An 18,278-nucleotide genomic window follows, 5' to 3' on the forward strand; every position below is an offset into this window, starting at 1 on the left:
ATGAAACTCGGAGAACTGCTCAAGAGCCGGCGTGAGGCACTCGGCATGACGCTGGATGACGTGGCTGATGCGCTGACCGAGTTACGCCGCATTGTGCATGAGTTGCGCACTTACAATCCGGCCGCCGACGAATACAAGGGCGCGCATATCCACAAGGTATGGGCGCGTGAAATTGAGGCATTGATTGCTGTCGAGCAGCACGAAGCAGCGCCGGCCAAACCGACATGCTCGCTCTGCGGCGACTCGGGCTACTACGTGGTCGAGGGCCCGACGACCGAAGCTGACGGGCATCATCCGAATCTCGAACCTTGTGATTGCAAGGCCGAGCAAGCCGCGCTGGCGGACGAGCGGGCGGAAATACCCTACGTTGAACGCTTTGCCGAAAGTTCGGGAGAAGGCGGCGGTGTCTACCCGGACGAAGACGGAGATTTTGTTCGTTACTCTGACTTCGTTGCGCTTGCCCGCTCCCGTGCGGCATGGGACGCGCAACCCGAAGTATCCGCCCCGCTCGAAGGCACGGGCAATGGGGCGGATGAGCGGGCAGACGCCATCATAGAAAAGGTCGCCGCGCAGTGGGATGGAAGCGTGTTTGCCGGACATAACGTCGACATCGGGATGGCTATCCGCGATGCATGGAAGCGTCGCGTCCATGCTGCACCGTCGCAGCCAGCAGCAGAACAAAAAGCGATGGCGATCTACCAAGTGCGCACGAAGGGCAGCTTGAAATGGCAAGACTTGGAACCGATCAGTTTTGGCATGTATGCGGACGAAGAGCAATACGTCCGCCGCATCGTCTATACCGCCCCTCGCACTGAGGTGGCGGGAGCGGAAGGAACCGAGGCCGTCGCGTGGGTCTGGGGTGACACGATCTATCAAGAGCATTGCCACTCGACTGCCGCAGAGGCGATCGAGGAAGGATGGATTCCGCTTATCTACGGCGATCCGAAGGCCGTACAAGTCGCAGATGAACAGCGCTCGAAGATCGAGGCAGCCATCAAGGCCACCGAGTACAAGTATTTCGGGTCTTACGAATTCACCGAAACGCAGCACGACGCTGTTGACGTGCTGGTAGAAGCTGCACGCACGCTTCTTTCGTCCCAGCTCATCGCCCCGCAGCCTCCCTCCGCAGATGCAGCGGCAGCGCCGGATAGTCGTCATAGCGAGGATTGATATGGCGACAATTATTGCAAGTAATGGACACGAGATCATCGTCGATGATGATGATTTTGAGCGCCTGTCAGCCTTCAGTTGGCGTGTCAACCCAAGGGGTTACGCTGTCCGATATGCCATCGAGAATGGCAGAAAGGTGGAAATAAAAATGCACCGCTCCGTCTTAAATATCGAAAAAGGTAATGCGCAGATGGTCGATCACAAAAATAGGATCAAGATCGACAACCGTAAAGAAAATCTCCGCCTATGCACGCATGCGCAAAACGGTTGGAACATGGGCAAGAGAAAGAGGAATACGACTGGGTATAAAGGCGCCAACAGAATGCCCAACGGAAGGTTCGCGGCCCAAATAACCTTCTGCGGGGAAAAGCATCATTTGGGCTGTTTCGCGACAGCCGAAGAAGCCCACGAGGTCTATTGCCTAGCGGCAGATATGCTTCATGGTGAGTTTGCAAACCACGATAATTGCGCGCAGGAGAAGGCCAATGACTGAACCGATTCTGACGCGCGACCAGATCCTCAAGATCGTCCGCAAGACGCTGAAGGAGAACAACGACCGGGACAAGCTGTCGTCAGAGTCGTTCATCAAGCTGTACTTGGCGTTCCAAGAAGCGCTACTCGACGAGCCGGTAGGAATCGCCGGGGCCATGCCGGGCGCCGTCGCATGGACGACTGGCGTGTTTCCCGCTGACCACGTGCCCGAAGGCACGCCGCTTTTCGCCCTCACCCAAAGCAAGCCATGAAGATCATCCATTGCGGAAGCGTTCCTGAAAATCGCGTTCATCAGGCGATCTGCTACCACTGCCGCTCGACGATCGAATTTGAGCAACGAGAAGCCGAGCACATCAACGACTGGCGCGACGGTGATTACTTGCGCATCAAGTGTCCGGTGTGCGCACATGAAATTACGAAAGCCGTATGACGACGCGCGCCTCAACAAGGAGCCACAACGTGACTGAGAGAGAAGAGTTTGTGAATTGGGTTGCAACCGAATGGCGCCCCGATGATGGAGCAGAACTGGTCGAGAAAGACTGGCCTCGCTTCGCGTTTGCTGCCTTCCAAGCCGGGCGCCGCACCACTCCCGACAGGGAGGCGTGGATCAGCGTTGATGAGCGGTTTCCAGAACCGGGCGCATGCGATGTGCTGGCGTGGAACAGTGAAGGTTGGTGTGCCGTAATTCATCCGGAATATGTGTCTCCGGCGTTCCCCGAGTACACCCACTGGATGCCCCTGCCGACCGCCCCCAATGGAGAGAAGAAGTGATCGACATCTCGAAGATGAAAGCGCTGGCAGAAGCATTGCGCTTCATTCCGGCCCAAACGCGCCTGCAAGCCGCCAACGCCATCGACACCCTCCTATCCGAACTCGAAGCCCTGATCCATGACAACGGCCAGCTTGTCAAAGCGGCTTCGGCTGAGGCGACTTTGGCGGATCAACTGCGCATAGAACTCAAAGCTCATGCCGATTTCCGGCAGTCCGTTCTTGATCCCGAGAACCAGCCGAGCCAACACGGGACGATTCTTCTGGACACGCATGAGAAAGAAGTGTCTCGCCTACGCGCAGAACTCGAATCCCGAGAAGCGGATCGGCGGCGGCTTTGGCTGGAACTTGAGGGGGTGGTTATCGATACGAAGCAAGGATACGGGTTCGATGAAATATGCCTAACGACAATCAAGCGCGTTCGTGACGCTTTGGCTGGCCGCCCCCCTGCTAGTGAGGGAGAACAGAAATGAATGAACTGAAAGTTGGACAAATCTGGCGCGAGGTCGACCCGCGTTTCAATCGCCATGTACGGGTCATCGCAATCCGGTCTGGCGAAATCAAATCGGTACTGATTTGCAACATTGACGTCATGACGAATCAACTCGGTCGCAAGACGTGGGCAAGCAAAGGCCGCTTCAACGGGAAACGTGGTGGTTATGAATTGTGGCGTGACGCCCGTCCCGAGCCAGGGGCATGATGCACACCACGCTCCAACGAATCTTAGAGATCACACGCAAGGAATGGGGATATGAAGATCAGACTCAATCTTTGGCTGGAACGCCAGTTCGAACCGGCGCCCAAGATGTGCACTGCGCTGCGATGGATCAAGCAGGGCAAGATCTACCCTACCCCCGTCAAGGTCGGGAAGGCGTACTACGTTGACCAGGATGCCATTTTCAACGATGGCACGCAGAAGCCTCGCCTTGTCCACAGGATTGCATGATGGCTGCACGTCCTAGAATCCGCAGGCGAGCCAACTGGCCTTCTGGGCTGCACGAGCCGCGTCAGGGCTATTACACGTGGCGCGATCCGCGCAACGGCAAGACTATCGTCCTCGGTCGCATGCCGCTCGCTCAAGCCATCTACGAGGTGCAGGAGGCTAACGCTAAGATCGCGGCAGGTATCGCTTCGGGGAAGCTTGCGGACCGCATTGACAACGCACATGAGACGATAGCCGATCTTCTCCTGAAAATGCCAACGGATGGGGTCAAGGCAAGCACTGAGCATTCCCGGCGATACCGAGACAAGGCGATTAGAGAGGGGCTTGGAGATATCGAGTGCGCGAAGCTCACAACGAAGGACGTTGCCGCGTTCTTGGAAAAGATCGAGAGCCGAGGCGCAAATAAGTGGGCGCTCATGATCCGCAGCAGACTTTCAACCGTATGCCGGAAAGGTATAGCGCTTGGATGGATGGAGAAGAACCCAGTAGAGGTCACTGAGAAGCCGAAGTTCAAGGTGAAGCGCCGACGCCTCACGCTGGACGAATTCAATGCAATCTTAAGGGTCGCTGATAAGGCGGCAGCATGGCTCCCCAATGCAATGCTCCTGGCTCTGGTTTCCGGGCAGGATCGCTCTACCGTTGGCAGATGGCCGCGCAACAGCGTCCACAACGGATATGCGATTGTTCAGCGGAGCAAGACCGAGACGAAGATTGCGATCCCGCTCGAGCTTCGCATGAACGCCATAGGATTATCTCTTGGCGAGGTAATTGCGAGGTGCAAGGGAACTCATGTGGTCAGCAAGTATTTGATACATCATGTGCGCGCTCAGGCTAGAACCCGGATAGGGGATCCGGTCAGCATTGCTGGGATATCGAACTATTTTGCCGAGGCTCGTAAACTCGCCGGGATAGTCGGTGACGACGCCCCCACCTTCCATGAAATTCGAAGCCTCTCGAAGCGTCTGTACGTCGAGCAGGGAGGAGTCGACACGAAGGCTTTGCTCGGTCACAAGGATGACAAGACCGCTGCGCTTTATGGCGATTCTCGAGGGCTTGAGCCAGTCAAGGTCAAGATCACAGCCGCTTAGTTCTGAACGAATTTTGAACAAATTCTGAACTACCATTGCTGGATAAGGCTCAGGCGCCTACAGTCCATATCCACCCGACACGTTCAACTGCTGCCCGGTGATGTAATTCGCACGGTCCGACGCGAGAAACACCGCCGCGCGCCCGATGTCGTGCGCCTTCCCCCAACGCTTGAGCGCGAGCATCTTCCGCGTGTCGTCGATCCATGCCGGGTCGAACTGTCCCTGTTCGAGCAGCACCGGAAACATCCCGGCCTCGATCACGCCGACCAGGATCGAATTCGCGCGGATTTCGTATCGCCCCTCCTCGCGCGCGAGGCCCTTCACCAGCGCCTCGTTCGCCGCCTTCGGCGCGACCGACAGGCCGTCCCGATCGGGCCAGCGCAAATGCCCGGCAGACCCGAGCGTCACGAACGACCCGCCGCCCGACGCGCGGAAATGCGGCAACGCAGCCTTCGCCGCATTGAAGAAGCCGACCGTCTCGACCTCGATCGCGCGACGCCAGTCGTCGTGCGTCATGTCGCCGATATGGCGCTGGTTCACGAACGGGCCGGCCGCCCACACGATGGTGTGCACGCGGCCGTGCGCGTCGATCGCGGCCGCGAGCGCCGCATCGATCTGCGCGGGATCGGTCACGTCCACGCGATGCGTGGTGGCCGCGACGCCCACATCGCGCAGGTCGCGCGCGACGCGCTCGGCCACGTCGGCCTTGCTGCGATAACCCACCGCGACCGGCACGCCGGCGCGCGCGAACTCGAGCGCGACGCCCTGCCCGATCCCGCCGCTGCCGCCGAACACGAGCACCGCGCCCGGCGGAAATCCGTTGTCGTTCATGCATTCCTCCCATTGATCGGGCGACGCGCGACAGCGTTCAGGCCGCCGCTTCGGTGCCCGCGCGCAGCCGGTACTTCAGCACCTTGCCGGCCGCGCTCGTCGGCAATTGCTCGACGAACGTGAAATGCCGCGGCACCTTGTAGTTCGCCATGTTGCTGCGCGCCCAGTCGTTCAGTGCATCGGCGTCGGTATGCGCGCCGGGACGCAACACGACGTACGCATGTCCGACCTCGCCGAGCCGCGTATCGGGCACGCCGACCAGCGCGACCTGCGCGATCGCCGGATGCGCGGCCAGCAGCCGCTCGATCTCGGCCGGATAGCAGTTGAAGCCGCCGACGATGAACATGTCCTTGATCCGGTCGGTGATCTTCAGGTTGCCGTTCGCGTCCACGCAGCCGAGGTCGCCCGTGTGCAACCACCCGGCCGCATCGACGGTTTCGCGCGTCGCGTCCGGCTGGTTGAAGTAGCCGCGCATCACGTTGTAGCCGCGCACCCAGATCTCGCCGGTCTCGTCCGGCCCGAGCGCCGCGCCGTCCGGCCCCGCAATCCGCAGTTCGACGTCCGGCATCGGCCGGCCCGACGTATAGGCGACCGTCTCGGCGTCGTCGCCGCGCCGGCACAGCGTTGCGAAGCCGCACGATTCCGTGAGCCCGTAGCCGGTCAGCACGGTCTCGAAGCCAAGCTCCGCGCGCATCCGCTCGATCAGGCTCGGCGCGATCGCGGCCGCGCCGGTCACCGCGATCCGCAGCGACGACAGGTCGCGCGCCGCGCGCTCGGGTGCATCGAGCAGCGCGTAGTACAGCGTCGGCGGGCCGGGCAGCACCGACACGCGCTCGTCGGCGACGCGCCGCAACACGTCGTCCGGCTGGAACACGAGATGCGGCAGCACGGTCGCGCCGCTCGACAGCGCGGCGAGCCAGCCGGCCTTGTAGCCGAACGTATGGAAAAACGGATTGACGATCAGGTAGCGGTCGTCCTGGCGCACCCCGGCGATCGTCGCCCATGCCTGCGCGGCGCGCAGGTTCTGCCCGTGCGCGGTCATCACGCCTTTCGGGCGGCCCGTCGTCCCGGACGTGAACATCAGGTCCATCACGGTGTCGGGCGTCACCTGCGCTTCCCGCTCGCGCACGGCGTCGAGCGGCACGGCCGCGCCGCGCGCGAGGAACGCGTTCCAGGTCTCGTCGCGCGCGCCGGACGGCGGCTCGCCGTCGAACACGACGACGCGTTCGAGCGTCGCGGGCCGGTGCGGCGCGAGCATCGCCGGATAGGATTCGCCGAGGAAGGTGCCGCAGCAGAACAGCAGCCGCGCGCCGCCGTCGTGCAGGATGCCGCCCACCTCCATCCCCTTCATCCGTGTGTTGACCGGCACGAGGATCGCGCCGACGGTGTGGATCGCCAGCGCCGCGACGATCCATTGCGGCAGGTTCGGCGCCCATACGGCGATCCGGTCGCCGGCGTCGATGCCGCTCGCGAGCAGCGCGCGCGCCGCTTCGCAACGGGCCGCGTCGAGTTCCGCGTAGGTCAGCCGGCCATGCTCCGACTCGATCGCCGGATGCGCGCCGTGGCGCGCGGCAGCCCGCGCGGTCAGCGCGGGCGTGGTGAGGATTTCGTTGTCCATCGTCATATGCGTCGCAACAGGGGGTGCCGCACGCGCCGCCGGCGCGCCGCAGCTCAATCGGGGAACACCACGCGCAGCGCGTCGCTCGCGGGCCGCGCACAGCATGCGAGCGTCCAGCCGGCCGCGATCTCGTCGTCGTCGAGCACGTGGTTGCTGGCGAGCGCCACTTCGCCGCGTTCGACGCGGCACATGCACGCGCCGCACTGCCCCATCCGGCAGGAATTCGGCGCGGGCAGGCCGGCGCGCAGCATCGCGTCGAGCAGCGTTTCGCCGGGCGCGCTGTCGAACGCGAACGCCTCGCCATCCAGCACCGTCTCGATCGCCGCGCCGTCGCCGCACGCGGCGATCGTGCCGGCCGGCGCGGCCGCGGCCGCCGGCTCGGCCTGCGCCGGCGCATCGGGCAGCGACGCGAAGCGCTCGACGTGCACGCGCGCACGCGGCAGCCCGAGGCCGAGCATCGCGGCGAGCGCGTTCTCCATGAACAGCGCGGGCCCGCAGATGAACGTCTCCTGCTGGCTGAACGGTCGCGCGAGCTCTTCGAGATGCCGCTGCTGCGGCACGCCCTGCACGCTGTCGAGCCAGTGGATCGCGCGCAGGCGGCCCGGATGGCGGTGCGCGAGCTGCTGCAGTTCGTCGCGGAAAATCACCGAACGCTCGTCGCGGTTCGCATAGATCAGCGTCAGCATCCCGCGTCCGTGCACGAGCGCCGATTTGAGGATCGACAGCACCGGCGTGATGCCGCTGCCGCCCGCGAACAGCAGCAGGTCGCCGTCGAGCGTGCGCGGCGTGAAGACGCCGGCCGGCGGCAGCACGTCGAGCGCGTCGCCCGCGCGGATGCGCTCGCACAGCCAGTTCGACGCGCGGCCGTCGCGCACGCGCTTGACGGTGATCTTCGGCGCCGCGTCGATGCCCGGCGCGCTCGACAGCGAGTAGCAGCGCGCGACGGTCGCGTCCGCGCACGGCACGTTCAGCGTCAGGAACTGGCCGGGCCGGTACGCGAACGCATCGCGCAACGCGGCAGGTACGTCGAACACGAACGAGCACGCGTCGTCGCTTTCGGTGATGACGTCGGCCACGGTCAGCCGGTGGAAGCGCGAATCGCTCATCGCAGATTCCTCACGTCATGCCGCCACGCGAGCCGCCGGCGCGCCAGGCGTCGTATACGCGCCGTCGAGATAGACGAGCGGATCGACGTCGCCGCTCATCAGCACTTCGCGAATGCGCCCGATGAACACCGTATGCGTGCCGTATTCGAAGCGGCCGTCCTGCTCGCACACGAGGCTCGCCTGCGAATCGTGCAGGTACGGGACGCCGAGCGGCGACGTATGCCAGTCGCCGGTCGTGAAGCGCGCCTCGCCCTTCAGGCGGCCGCTGCAATCGATCGCGATGCCTTCATGGCGGGCCGACAGCACGTTCACGCAGAACGGCGCACCCGCGTCGAGCGGCGGATACAGCGACGCGTTGCGGTTGATGCAGATCAGCAGCGACGGCGGATCGGTCGACAGCGAATCGACCGCCGTCGCGGACATCGAGTAGCGCCGGCCGTCGTGCGCGCTGCTGATGACCGTGACGGAGCGCGCGAGGCGGCGCATCGCGAGCAGCATGTCGGTGCGCAGCGGATGGGTAGTGATTTCGCTCATCATCGGACTCCGTCAAGTTCTGTCGTGGACGGCCGGGGTGCCCCGCCGCCGGCGTCGGCCGCTTGTGCGGCCAGGTGGTCGGCGGCGATGAAGCCGAAGGTCATCGCCGGACCGAGCGTCGAGCCTGCGCCGGGATAGCTCGTGCCCATCACCGATGCACTGGTGTTGCCGATCGCGTAGAGGCCGTCGACCGGCGCGCCGTCGGCGCGCAGCACGCGCGCATGCGCGTCGGTGACGAGCCCGCCTTTCGTGCCGATGTCGCCCGCGTCGATCCGCACCGCGTAGAACGGCGCCTCGTCGACCGGCCCGAGGCACGGATTCGGCGCGTTGCGCGGATCGCCGTAATACGTGTCGAACAGGTTGTCGCCCTTGCCGAACGCTTCGTCGATGCCGGTCGCCGCATAACGCGCCATGTCGCGCAGCGTGTCGTGCAGCCCCACCGCATCGACGCCGATCCGCGCGGCGAGCGCATCGATCGTGTCGGCCTTCACGAGCACGTCGCGAAACGCGTCCGGAATCCGCGCATCGGGCATCATCGACGCCGGCATGATCGGCCCGCACGGATACTTGCGGCGAAAGCGCGCGTCGAACACCATCCACGCCGGCACGCACGCGCCGGTGCGCGCATGGTCGCGATACATCGCCGGCACGAATTCCGAATACGGCGCGGCTTCGTTGACGAAGCGCTTGCCGAGACCGTTCACGATCACGCAGCCCGGCAGGTTGCGTTCGACGAACAGCGCGCGCTGCTTCTCCTCGCCCGCGACGCCGACCGTCGGCGCGCCCCAGACGTGTTCCATCAGCGCGAGCGCGCCGCCGAGCCGGTGGCCCTCGGCGATCGCGTCGCCGGTGTTGGCCGGCGGCGTCGCGCTCCATTGCATCTGCGTCGGCTGCGGCAGGTAGCGCTCGCGCATCGGCTGGTTGCGCTCGAAGCCGCCCGCGCCGAGGATCACGCCGCATCGCGCGACGATCGTCAGCGGCTGTCCGAAGCGCTGCGCCCGCACGCCCGTCACGCGACCGTCGACGTCGAGCAGGTCGCGCATCGGCGTGTCGAGCCAGACCGGCACGTTGCGATCGAGCAGCGCGCGGCGCAGCCCGCCGATCAGCGCATTGCCGAGCGTCAGGCGCCGGTCGCGCCGCGTGCGGCGGCGCACGCCGATATCGAGCCAGTAGCGGCCGAACTGCGCGATCGCGAGCTTCATGAAGCCCGGCCCGCGCGAGAACAGCGTGTGCGCCTCCTTCGACGTCACGGCCACGCGGCCGCCGATCAGCGTGCCGGGCGACGCGGGCCGCAGCCGGTCGAGCTCGTCGCCGAGCCGCGCGCCGTCGAACGGCAGCGGATCGAGCGCGCGATAGCCCGGCATCGCGCCCGGCAGCTTCTGGAAATAGTCCGCGTACTTCGGCAGCGCCTGGTAGCGCACCGGCGTCTTCGCTTCGAGGTAGCGCAGCATCGCGGGCGCCTGGTCGAGATACGCGTCGAGCCGCTCGCGCGACGAAGCGCCGGCCGTGCACGCGTCGAGATAGCGGCGCGCGGCCTCGCGCGTATCGGTCGCGCCGAGTGCGGCGATGTGGTGGTTGCACGGTACCCAGATGCCGCCGCCCGAGATCGCCGACGTGCCGCCGTACAGCGCCGTCTTCTCGATCACGACGACGGACAGCCCGCGGTCGGCCGCGCGGCACGCCGCGAGCAGCGCGCCCGCGCCCGAGCCGACGACCACGACGTCGAACACGTATTGCTGCGCTTGCTTGTCGTTCATCGCGGTCTCGTCAGATGAAGTAATCGGTGTTCTCGCGGCCGAGCATCACCGCGCCGAGGTTCTGGCCGAAGCGGTCCACGTTGTTCGCGTAGTGCGCGCGGGCCGCGTGCAGGTCGAGGAAGCGGCGCACCAGCGGATTGCGGTGATAGATGCCGTTGCCGCCCGCATAGCGCAGCAGCGCGTTCGCGGCCTGCGCGCAGCGCTCGGCCACCTGGGCGGACTGGTAGCGGAAATGCACGCGGCGTTCGATCGACACGGCGGGGCCGCCCGTCACCGACGCCATCAGTTCCGCGAAATTGCGCTTGAGCAGCACCGTCATCTCGTCGATCGCGACGGCCGCGTTCGCGCACGCGTTCTGCGCGCCCGGATCGTCGGTCGTCTTCGCGCCGCTGTTGGCCGACACGCGCGTGGCCGCATAGCCGGTGAAGTCGTCGAGCGCGCCCTGCAGCGCGCCGATGCACGACGTGCACACCGCGCGCACGAAGATCTGCGCGAACGGCAGCCTGAACAGCGGCGCGTCGTTGACGGCTAGGCCCGGGCTCGTGCCCATCATCCCGTCGATCGCCTTGTGCGTGCGGTACGCGGGCACGAACACGTCGTCGACGACGATGTCGTGGCTGCCGGTCGCGCGCAGGCCGAGCACGTCCCAGTCCTGCTGGATCCGGTAGTCGGATTTCGGCAGCAGGAACGTGCGGTATTCCGGCGGCTCGCCGGCAACGGCCGGCGGCACCAGTGCGCCGAGGAACACCCATTCGCACAGCTCGCTGCCGCTCGAGAACTTCCAGTGGCCGGACAGGCGAAAGCCGCCGTCGACCGGGCTCACGCGGCCGACCGGCATGTAGGTCGACGCGATCAGCGTCGCCGGATCCTTGCCCCACACGTCCTGCTGCGCGCGTTCGTCGAACAGCGCGAGCTGCCAGTTGTGCACGCCGACGACGCCGTACACCCACGCGGTCGACATGCAGCCGCGCGCGAGCGCCATCTGGATATCGAAGAAGGCCTGCGGATCGAGCTCGTAGCCGCCGTAGCGCTTCGGCTGCAGCACCTTGAAGAAGCCGGCGGCCTGCATGTCGGCGATCGTCTCGGCCGGAATGCGGCCCTGCGCTTGCGCCTGCTCGGCGCGGCCGGCGAGCGTCGGCGCAAGCGCCTCGGCCCGTGCGATCAGCGTGGCGGCCAGTGCGTTCGAATCGTTGTCGCGATGCACGAATGTCTCCTTGATGCGGAGCGCGCGCGGCGGCGCCCACCCCGGTCTCTCTGTCAGTGGTTCGTCGCGGGCGGCGCCGCGAGCGAGGGTTCCTGCTGCCGATGGTCGGTCTCGCGCGGCCGCGCCGCATCGTCCGAAGGGACGACGGGCGCGGCGCGGCCCTGCCGGCCTTACGCGCAGGCGCGCGCCTTCTCGTTGTTGAAGAACGGGATCACGTGCTCGCCGATGTTGCGGATCGTCTCCATCTGCGCGTCGTGCGGCACGGTGCCCATCTGGCACAGGAACAGCACTTCGTCGACGCCCGCTTCCTGCAGGCGGCCCACGTAGCCGATGCAGTCGTCCACGGTGCCGTACGCATGGTTCGGGTTCATCATCGCGAGCGCCGGATCGGCGAAGTTCACGACGACTTCCTCCGACGCGAAGCGCGAACGGATCACCATCTCGCCGGTATCGGCCTGCACGAGGTCGTCGCCCCACTTCGCCGGGTCCGGACGCTCGCCGCCCGTGTACCAGTACGCGAGCGACTCCATGAAGTAGCGCTGGCCGCGGATGCCGATCTTGCGGGCCTTCTGGCCGTCGGCCATCACGACCGTCGGGCACAGCGCCGCGAGATGCTGGGTCGGACGGAAGCCGACCTGATCTTCCGGCTTGCGGTTCGCCCACGCTTCGCGATAGATCGCGTTCTTCTTCGCGACTTCATCGGGGCCGCCGAAACCGAGCACCAGCGCGCCCATGCCGCGCTGGCCGGCGCGCAGCAGCGCGTCGGTGTTCGTGCACGCGAGGTACATCGGCGGATGCGGATCCTGGAACGGCTTCGGGTGGATCGGACGCTTCGGAATCTTGATGTACTGGCCGTCATGCTCGATCTCGTCCTGCACGAACATCTTCGGCACCAGGTACATCGACTCGTCGATCATCGGCTGCAGTTCATTGAGGTCGTAGCCGAACGCGCCCGCTTCCTGCTGGCTGCCGCCCTTGCCGACGCCGAAATGCACGCGGCCGCCCGACAGGATGTCGAGCAGCGCGACGCGCTCGGCGACCTTGATCGGATGGTTCATCGCCGGCGGCAGGCACACGACGCCATGACCGAGCCCGATGCGCGTCGTGCGCCCGGCCAGGTACGCAAGGAAGGTTTCCGGCGCGCTCATGTGCGCATAGTTGGTCAGCGACGTGTGCTCCACGCACCAGATCGTGTCGAAGCCGACCTGCTCGGCCAGCAGCGCCTGTTCGACCGTCTCCTTGAACACCCGGTGGTCGCCCTCGCGCGATGCGTCGGTGGTCTGGGCTTCGTAGATAAGGGAAAACTTCATTGCGTGCGTCTCCATGTATGTTGGACGAGTCGGGGTCGTGCAGCCGCCCGCACGGTACGGACGAATAGCGACGGTCCACGGATGGGAGTGTCGGCGCGCGGGCCCGCCCGGGCATCGTCTGTTTGGAGTAACGGCCCGCCCGCGGGGACAGAGGGGTTTCACCGTCATCCGATCGGACTGCGTCGCGGCCGACACCGCGCGCTAGCATCGAACGACGGTGCGGTGCGCGCCGCCCACATCACGACAAGGGAGAGAGGGAATGAAGGTATCGATGCTGCTGTACCCGGTCGACGACATCGACACGGCCTTGCCGTTGTTCGTCGATGGACTGGGCCTGAACGTGAAATTCCGCGATGGCGACCGCTACTGCGCGCTCGACGGCGGCCCGCTGACGATCGCGCTGGTGGCCGGCGACGAGCAGATCGTCGAGCGCGCGGCGCTCACGCTGCGCGTGGATGAGGACGACGACCTGTACGCGGCGATGGCGCGGGTCGTGAAGGCCGGCGCGTCGGTGCGCGTGCCGGTGCAGGCCGGGCCGCACGAATTCCGCGCGGTGCTGGAGGACAAGAACGGCGCGCTGCTGGTGATTTCGCAGAAACGCGCGGCATGACGCGGCGATGCGTGGCGTGTGGCCCGGCCGGCATGCGCCCGGCCGGATGCGGCGCGAACGGCAGCTGTCGACGGCTATCGGCAGCTATCAGGTAACGAAGTGCGCTACACGCCTTGATCGGCCGCGCCGGGTGCGCGCAGGTCGCTGGTTTCCAGCAGCTCGAGCAGCGTGCCGGCCGGCTGGCTGAGCCGCTTCGCGGCGAGCGCGATGAATTCGACGTCGGGCAGCGCGGGCAGCCCGTCGCCGTTTACCGGCGGCGCCAGGCCGCGCGCCGACAGATACTGCGACGTCGCGGTGAGCCCGAGCCCGGCCCGCGCGGCCGCGATGCAGCCCGGCTGGCTGCTGCTCGAACACACGACTTCCCAGCCGATCCCCTTTTCCGCGAGCGCGTTCAGCACGACCGCGCGCGTGACGCTCGGCTCGGCCACCAGCACGAGCGGCAGCGGCCGCTCCAGGTCGACCACGGTGCCCGGCCGCGCGACCCACTCGAGCCGCGCGCGCAACAGTGGCGTGCCGCGCCGCTCACCGAGCCGCCGCTTGCCGATCATCAGGTCGAGCGCGCCCGCATCCATCAGTTCGTAGAGCTGGCTCGTCATGCCGGTCGTGATTTCCAGCGCGACGTCGGGGTGCGCGGTGCGAAACGCCGCGAGCACGTCCGGCAGCGCGACCAGCGCGAGATCGTCCGACGCGCCGAGCCGCACGCGACCCTGCAGCCGCGGCTTGCGAAACTGCGATTCCGCGCGGTTCAGCGCCTGCAGGATCACGTTCGCATGCACGAGCAGCGCCTCGCCATCGGCCGTCATCGCGATCGAATGGGTGTCGCGCACGAACAGCCGCCGGCCGACGCTCTCTTCGAGACGACGGATGTGTTCGCTGACGCTCGACTGGTTGAGCCCGAGCTGCCGGCCCGCTTCGGTGAAGCTGCGGCAGTTCGTGACGGTCGCGAACGTCTTGAGCCAGACGGGATTGAGCATTCCGCATTGTCATCGCCGATTACGATGACAGTCAATGCCATCAGGCAGCTTCCCGATGACCACCGGAATCGATACCATCCCATGCTTGTAGACCGGCCGTGCCATATCGCCATACCGGTCGCCGCACCTCTCACTTCGTCATGTCCCGCGAACCCTCACATTCCGCGCTGCTGTGGATCGTCGCCGCCGCGTTCTTCATGCAGTCCCTCGACACGACGATCGTCAACACCGCGCTGCCGTCGATCGCGCAAAGCCTGCATGCGTCGCCGCTCGCGATGCAGCCGGTCGTGGTCGTCTACACGCTGACGATGGCGATGCTCACGCCGGCGTCCGGCTGGCTCGCCGACCGGTTCGGCACGCGCCGCGTGTTCTCGCTCGCCATCCTGGTGTTCTCGCTCGCATCGATCGGCTGTGCCGCATCGCACACGCTCGGCCAGCTCGTCGTCGCGCGTGCCGTGCAGGGCATCGGCGGCTCGATGCTGCTGCCGATCGGGCGGCTTGCGGTGTTGCGCCGCGTGCCGGGCGAACAGTACGTCGCGGCGATCGCGTTCGTGTCGATCGCCGCGCAGCTCGGCCCGATCGTCGGGCCGACGCTCGGCGGCTGGCTCACGCAGGCGATTTCCTGGCACTGGGTGTTCATCGTCAACGTGCCGGTCGGCGTGGTCGGCTTCCTCGCGGTGCAGCGCTTTCTGCCGCACGACCAGGCGACGCAGCCGCCACCGTTCGACTTCGTCGGCTGTGCATTGCTGTCGGTCGCGATGCTCGCGCTGTCGCTCGCGATCGATCCACCGATGCCCGCGCACCGCACCGGCTGGGCGATCGGGCTCGCCGTGCTCGGCGTGGCGAGTGCGCTCGCGTACCTGCCCCACGCGCGGCGCCGCGCGCAGCCGCTGTTCCGGCTCGGGTTGTTCCGCGAGCCGAACTTCGGCTCGGGACTGCTCGGCAACCTGCTGTGCCGGATCGGCACGAGCGCGGTGCCGTTCATGCTGCCGCTGCTGATGCAGGTGCAACTCGGCTATACGCCGCTGCAGTCGGGGATGATGATGCTGCCGGCCGCGATCGCCGGCGTGATCGCGAAGCGCTGGATCGCGCCGCTCGCGAAACGCTTCGGCTATGCGACGTTTCTGGTCGTGAACACGGGGATCGTCGGCTGCGCGATCGCGGGATTCGCGCTGGTGTCGGCGCGGCCCGCGCCGGCGCTGGAGATGGCGTTGCTGATCGTGTTCGGCGCCGCGAACTCGATGCAGTTCGCCGCGATGAACGCCGTGACGCTCAAGGGGCTGTCGCACGCCGACGCCGGCAGCGGCAACAGCCTGTTCACGATGATGCAGATGCTGGCGATGGGGCTCGGCGTGTCGATCGGCGGCGGGCTCGTGAACCTGTTCGCCGCGCGTTGGGGCTCGATGGCGAACGGCTTCATGCTGTCGTTCGTCTGCATGGGCTCGGTCACGCTGCTGTCGTCGGTCGTGTTCCGGCGGATCGATACCGCCGCGCCGCCGAGGCCGGTCGCGCCGCGGCCGTCTGCGTAAGCGGCGCCGCGGGCGGGCGCGGCCGTCAGTTCACCTGACGGCGCTCGACGACACGCTTGAGCACCCAGCGGATCGACGAAGCGTCGGCCGGCGGCTGCGCGACGCGGTACTCGTCGACTTCCAGAACGTATTGATAGCCGGGCTGGTACGCGAAGCCTTCGATACCCGCGTACCAGAGGCTCCACGGCTCGGCCGGGCTGCTGCGCACCTGCAGGCAGTCCATCGGTGCGACGCCCGTGCAGCGCGCCGCCTGCGGCGCGACATAAACGGTCCGGGTCACGGGCCGGCCGTCCGCCGGGCGTGCCGCGCGCGGGTCCGTCGCGGCCGCGTCGGTCTGGCATCCGGCCAGCATCGTGCTGCCGGCAATCACGGCCGCGCCGAGCAGCGTTCTGGTCTTGCGAATCATCTGAAGGTCCTCAGGAAGCGTTGGCGGGCCGATTAGACGAGCGCCGCGCCGGGAAAGTTCACAAATGGCTTACAGCCGGCGTGCCGCTCCCTCACGTCTGCATGCTCGTCGCGACCGCGATGCTCGACGAGAGCGCGCCACGATCACGAACACCCATTTCCTCTCGGAGGATATCTTCGCCGAATGCGACGGCCTGCGCGTGGGTGCTCCCGCGCCATCTCGGGCCGCCGCCGTGGCTGGCGGTCAAGGATGCGATCGCCGCGGTGCCGCGCGACGATGCGCGCGCATCCTTTGATGTGGATCGTCCGCGCCAGGCCTTCAGCGCCGGCTCCTACATGGCCGACGGCCGTGTCGACCTGCGGCTCGTGCGCGACAACCTCGAGCACGTGTCGCTGACGACGGCGAGCCAGTATCTGCACGCGGACGACGACTGGCGGCACAGCGAAACCGAGGAAAAGCACCGGATCGGATGGTGAACGACCCGCCGTTCGCCCGGTTCAATACACGGCCACCCAGTGGCCCGGCACCCACGCCCAGTGATTGCCGGCCCAGCGGTAATGGCCCTTCGCCCAGCGATAGCCGGGTGCGGGCGGCGGCGGCGGCGCCTCTACGACCGGCGCGGGCGGCGGCGGCCGCACCGGTTCGACCACGCACGCGGACATCAGCACGGCGCTCGCGCTCACCAGTACGGCAAGCGATACGGATCGGATCTTCATCGTCGATTCTCCCTGTCGTGTAATCGGTTGGCGGATGCGAACGCGCGCATGCCGCGCGTCATGCGGTTGTACGAATGAGGCCCGTCATCGGCCGCGTCGTGCCGCTTTCCGCGAACAGCGTGGACGCCGTACGGCCGGGATCGAGCCGCAGGCTTTCGGCGGCCGCGCCCGCGATCAGCGCGTCGAGCGACGCAGTCGGTTTCAGGTCGCGCCCTTCGTACAGGTCGCCCGGCCGCAAGCCGGGCCAGTCGGCGATCACGCGGCCGCCCGCGACCGCCCCGCCCGCCAGCATCGCGACCGACGCCTGCCCGTGATCGGTGCCGCCCGTGCCGTTCGCGGCGGCCGTGCGCCCGAACTCGGTCGCAACCAGCACCGTGGTCTGCTGCCACGCGGGCCCGAGTCCGTCGCGCAACGCAGCGAGCATCGTGTCGAGCGCCTTCAACTGGTTCGCGAGCCGCGCGTTCTGCGCGCTGTGCGTGTCCCAGCCGCCCGTCTCGATCATCGCGATCCGCGGGCCATCGTCGCGCGCAAGAAACGTCGCCGCGAGCTTGCCGACGCCTGCCGGATCCTGCCGCGCATGCGCATCGCCGGCGAGGCCGCGCGCGGCCATCGCCGACTGCCACAGCGGCCCGAGCTGCGCGTCGGCCTCGTAAAGCGCCGACACGCGCGCGAGCAGGTCGTCCGGCGCGGCCGGCAAACCGGACGCCGCATACGACGCGGCCTGCACGCCGCCGCGCAATGCGAGCGGCACCGTCGGCGCGAATGCGATCGCGCGCTCGCGCGTCGCCGGCAACATCGCGGCGAGGCGGTTCAGCCAGCCGTCCTTCACCTGGTACGGCGCGCGGCCGCCCGTCTCGAGCACGTTCTGGCCGTCGAAATGCGAGCGGTCGCGATACGGCGATGCGATCGCGTGGACGAACAGCGCCTGTTTGTCGCGAACCATCTGTGCGGTCTGCACGAGCGACGGATGCAGCGCGAACGTGCCGTCGACGCGTGTCGCCGTCGATGGGTCGATCGCCAGCGGGCCGCGCAGCGACGCATACGCGGGTTCCGCATACGGGACGACGATGTTCAGCCCGTCGGCCGCGCCGCGCTGGATCACGAACACGAAGCGCCGGTCGGTTTCGACGTTCGCGAACACGATGCGCGGCGCGACGAGCATCGCCCCCGCGCCGGCCGCGGCAATGCTCAGGAAATGCCGACGGGTAATGGATCGAGCCAT

At 66.7% G+C, this 18,278-nt stretch carries 22 protein-coding genes and 1 pseudogene; 12 read left to right on the forward strand and 11 right to left on the reverse strand.

Translation table 11 applies throughout. The features are described from left to right. The 9 genes from LMA02_RS24190 to LMA02_RS24230 are packed head-to-tail and all read left to right on the forward strand — an operon-like array spanning position 1 to position 4,461. On the forward strand, positions 1-1,170 hold the full coding sequence (locus tag LMA02_RS24190) for a helix-turn-helix domain-containing protein (RefSeq protein ID WP_228907800.1): 1,170 nt from the start codon (positions 1-3) through the stop codon (positions 1,168-1,170). A 1-nt stretch (position 1,171) separates the two neighbouring features. Next, positions 1,172-1,663 carry an HNH endonuclease gene (locus LMA02_RS24195; protein ID WP_228907801.1) on the forward strand — a complete coding sequence of 164 codons (492 nt, stop codon included), beginning with the start codon at positions 1,172-1,174 and terminating at the stop codon, positions 1,661-1,663. Then, entirely contained in the window at positions 1,656-1,913 is a 258-nt protein-coding gene (locus LMA02_RS24200) for a hypothetical protein (protein WP_228907802.1), read from the forward strand. Before LMA02_RS24195 ends, LMA02_RS24200 begins: the two co-directional genes overlap by 8 nt. After that, positions 1,910-2,092, forward strand: a complete 183-nt coding sequence (locus LMA02_RS24205; RefSeq protein ID WP_228907803.1) for a hypothetical protein — start codon at positions 1,910-1,912, stop codon at positions 2,090-2,092. Before LMA02_RS24200 ends, LMA02_RS24205 begins: the two co-directional genes overlap by 4 nt. Before the next feature lie 29 nt (positions 2,093-2,121). After that, positions 2,122-2,433 carry a DUF551 domain-containing protein gene (locus tag LMA02_RS24210; RefSeq protein WP_228907804.1) on the forward strand — a complete coding sequence of 104 codons (312 nt, stop codon included), beginning with the start codon at positions 2,122-2,124 and terminating at the stop codon, positions 2,431-2,433. Beyond that, the gene (locus tag LMA02_RS24215; protein ID WP_228907805.1) at positions 2,430-2,903 is read left to right on the forward strand and encodes a hypothetical protein; all 474 of its coding nucleotides are present in this window, start codon (positions 2,430-2,432) and stop codon (positions 2,901-2,903) included. The genes LMA02_RS24210 and LMA02_RS24215 overlap by 4 nt, the downstream gene beginning before the upstream one ends. Then, complete coding sequence (locus tag LMA02_RS24220) at positions 2,900-3,130, forward strand: hypothetical protein (protein ID WP_228907806.1); 231 nt, start codon at positions 2,900-2,902, stop codon at positions 3,128-3,130. The genes LMA02_RS24215 and LMA02_RS24220 overlap by 4 nt, the downstream gene beginning before the upstream one ends. Positions 3,131-3,181: 51 nt before the next feature. Next, the gene (locus tag LMA02_RS24225; RefSeq protein ID WP_228907807.1) at positions 3,182-3,376 is read left to right on the forward strand and encodes an excisionase; all 195 of its coding nucleotides are present in this window, start codon (positions 3,182-3,184) and stop codon (positions 3,374-3,376) included. Then, positions 3,376-4,461 carry a tyrosine-type recombinase/integrase gene (locus tag LMA02_RS24230; protein ID WP_228907808.1) on the forward strand — a complete coding sequence of 362 codons (1,086 nt, stop codon included), beginning with the start codon at positions 3,376-3,378 and terminating at the stop codon, positions 4,459-4,461. The genes LMA02_RS24225 and LMA02_RS24230 overlap by 1 nt, the downstream gene beginning before the upstream one ends. A gap of 57 nt (positions 4,462-4,518) precedes the next feature. Here the strand turns inward: LMA02_RS24230 and LMA02_RS24235 are convergent, their stop codons facing one another. The 7 genes from LMA02_RS24235 to LMA02_RS24265 all read right to left on the reverse strand — a co-directional run bounded on the left by LMA02_RS24235 (position 4,519) and on the right by LMA02_RS24265 (position 12,821). Continuing rightward, the gene (locus tag LMA02_RS24235; protein ID WP_228907809.1) at positions 4,519-5,292 is read right to left on the reverse strand and encodes an SDR family NAD(P)-dependent oxidoreductase; all 774 of its coding nucleotides are present in this window, start codon (positions 5,290-5,292) and stop codon (positions 4,519-4,521) included. Positions 5,293-5,329: 37 nt separating this feature from the next. Continuing rightward, the gene (locus LMA02_RS24240; protein ID WP_228907810.1) at positions 5,330-6,916 is read right to left on the reverse strand and encodes a FadD3 family acyl-CoA ligase; all 1,587 of its coding nucleotides are present in this window, start codon (positions 6,914-6,916) and stop codon (positions 5,330-5,332) included. A 47-nt stretch (positions 6,917-6,963) separates the two neighbouring features. After that, complete coding sequence (locus LMA02_RS24245) at positions 6,964-8,016, reverse strand: ferredoxin--NADP reductase (protein ID WP_228907811.1); 1,053 nt, start codon at positions 8,014-8,016, stop codon at positions 6,964-6,966. A gap of 15 nt (positions 8,017-8,031) precedes the next feature. After that, positions 8,032-8,550: a flavin reductase family protein gene (locus LMA02_RS24250; RefSeq protein ID WP_228907812.1), complete on the reverse strand. Its 519-nt coding sequence runs from the start codon at positions 8,548-8,550 to the stop codon at positions 8,032-8,034. Next, on the reverse strand, positions 8,550-10,307 hold the full coding sequence (locus LMA02_RS24255) for an FAD-dependent oxidoreductase (RefSeq protein WP_228907813.1): 1,758 nt from the start codon (positions 10,305-10,307) through the stop codon (positions 8,550-8,552). Before LMA02_RS24255 ends, LMA02_RS24250 begins: the two co-directional genes overlap by 1 nt. 10 nt (positions 10,308-10,317) lie before the next feature. Next, positions 10,318-11,511 carry an acyl-CoA dehydrogenase family protein gene (locus tag LMA02_RS24260; RefSeq protein ID WP_228907814.1) on the reverse strand — a complete coding sequence of 398 codons (1,194 nt, stop codon included), beginning with the start codon at positions 11,509-11,511 and terminating at the stop codon, positions 10,318-10,320. A gap of 170 nt (positions 11,512-11,681) precedes the next feature. Next, positions 11,682-12,821 carry an LLM class flavin-dependent oxidoreductase gene (locus tag LMA02_RS24265; RefSeq protein ID WP_175726011.1) on the reverse strand — a complete coding sequence of 380 codons (1,140 nt, stop codon included), beginning with the start codon at positions 12,819-12,821 and terminating at the stop codon, positions 11,682-11,684. 259 nt (positions 12,822-13,080) lie between these two features. Between LMA02_RS24265 and LMA02_RS24270 the strand changes: the two genes are divergently transcribed. Further along, the gene (locus LMA02_RS24270) at positions 13,081-13,431 is read left to right on the forward strand and encodes a VOC family protein (protein WP_166952130.1); all 351 of its coding nucleotides are present in this window, start codon (positions 13,081-13,083) and stop codon (positions 13,429-13,431) included. A gap of 104 nt (positions 13,432-13,535) precedes the next feature. Here LMA02_RS24270 and LMA02_RS24275 read toward each other — a convergent pair whose 3' ends face one another. Then, positions 13,536-14,405: a LysR family transcriptional regulator gene (locus LMA02_RS24275; protein ID WP_228907815.1), complete on the reverse strand. Its 870-nt coding sequence runs from the start codon at positions 14,403-14,405 to the stop codon at positions 13,536-13,538. 140 nt (positions 14,406-14,545) lie between these two features. On the opposite strand from LMA02_RS24275, the gene LMA02_RS24280 reads away from it, so the two are divergent. Next, positions 14,546-15,934, forward strand: a complete 1,389-nt coding sequence (locus LMA02_RS24280; protein WP_228907816.1) for a DHA2 family efflux MFS transporter permease subunit — start codon at positions 14,546-14,548, stop codon at positions 15,932-15,934. A gap of 25 nt (positions 15,935-15,959) precedes the next feature. Here LMA02_RS24280 and LMA02_RS24285 read toward each other — a convergent pair whose 3' ends face one another. Continuing rightward, entirely contained in the window at positions 15,960-16,340 is a 381-nt protein-coding gene (locus tag LMA02_RS24285) for a DUF4377 domain-containing protein (protein ID WP_228907817.1), read from the reverse strand. A gap of 320 nt (positions 16,341-16,660) precedes the next feature. On the opposite strand from LMA02_RS24285, the pseudogene LMA02_RS35610 reads away from it, so the two are divergent. Further along, positions 16,661-16,816 (forward strand): annotated as a pseudogene (locus tag LMA02_RS35610) (integrase); the annotation flags it as partial. A 21-nt stretch (positions 16,817-16,837) separates the two neighbouring features. On the opposite strand, the gene LMA02_RS24295 reads toward LMA02_RS35610, so the two are convergent. Continuing rightward, entirely contained in the window at positions 16,838-17,056 is a 219-nt protein-coding gene (locus LMA02_RS24295) for a YXWGXW repeat-containing protein (RefSeq protein WP_228907818.1), read from the reverse strand. Positions 17,057-17,114: 58 nt separating this feature from the next. Next, positions 17,115-18,278: a DUF1501 domain-containing protein gene (locus LMA02_RS24300; RefSeq protein ID WP_228907819.1), complete on the reverse strand. Its 1,164-nt coding sequence runs from the start codon at positions 18,276-18,278 to the stop codon at positions 17,115-17,117.

The sequence above is a fragment of the Burkholderia sp. B21-005 genome, from assembly GCF_020843965.1.
Classification (GTDB): domain Bacteria; phylum Pseudomonadota; class Gammaproteobacteria; order Burkholderiales; family Burkholderiaceae; genus Burkholderia; species Burkholderia ambifaria.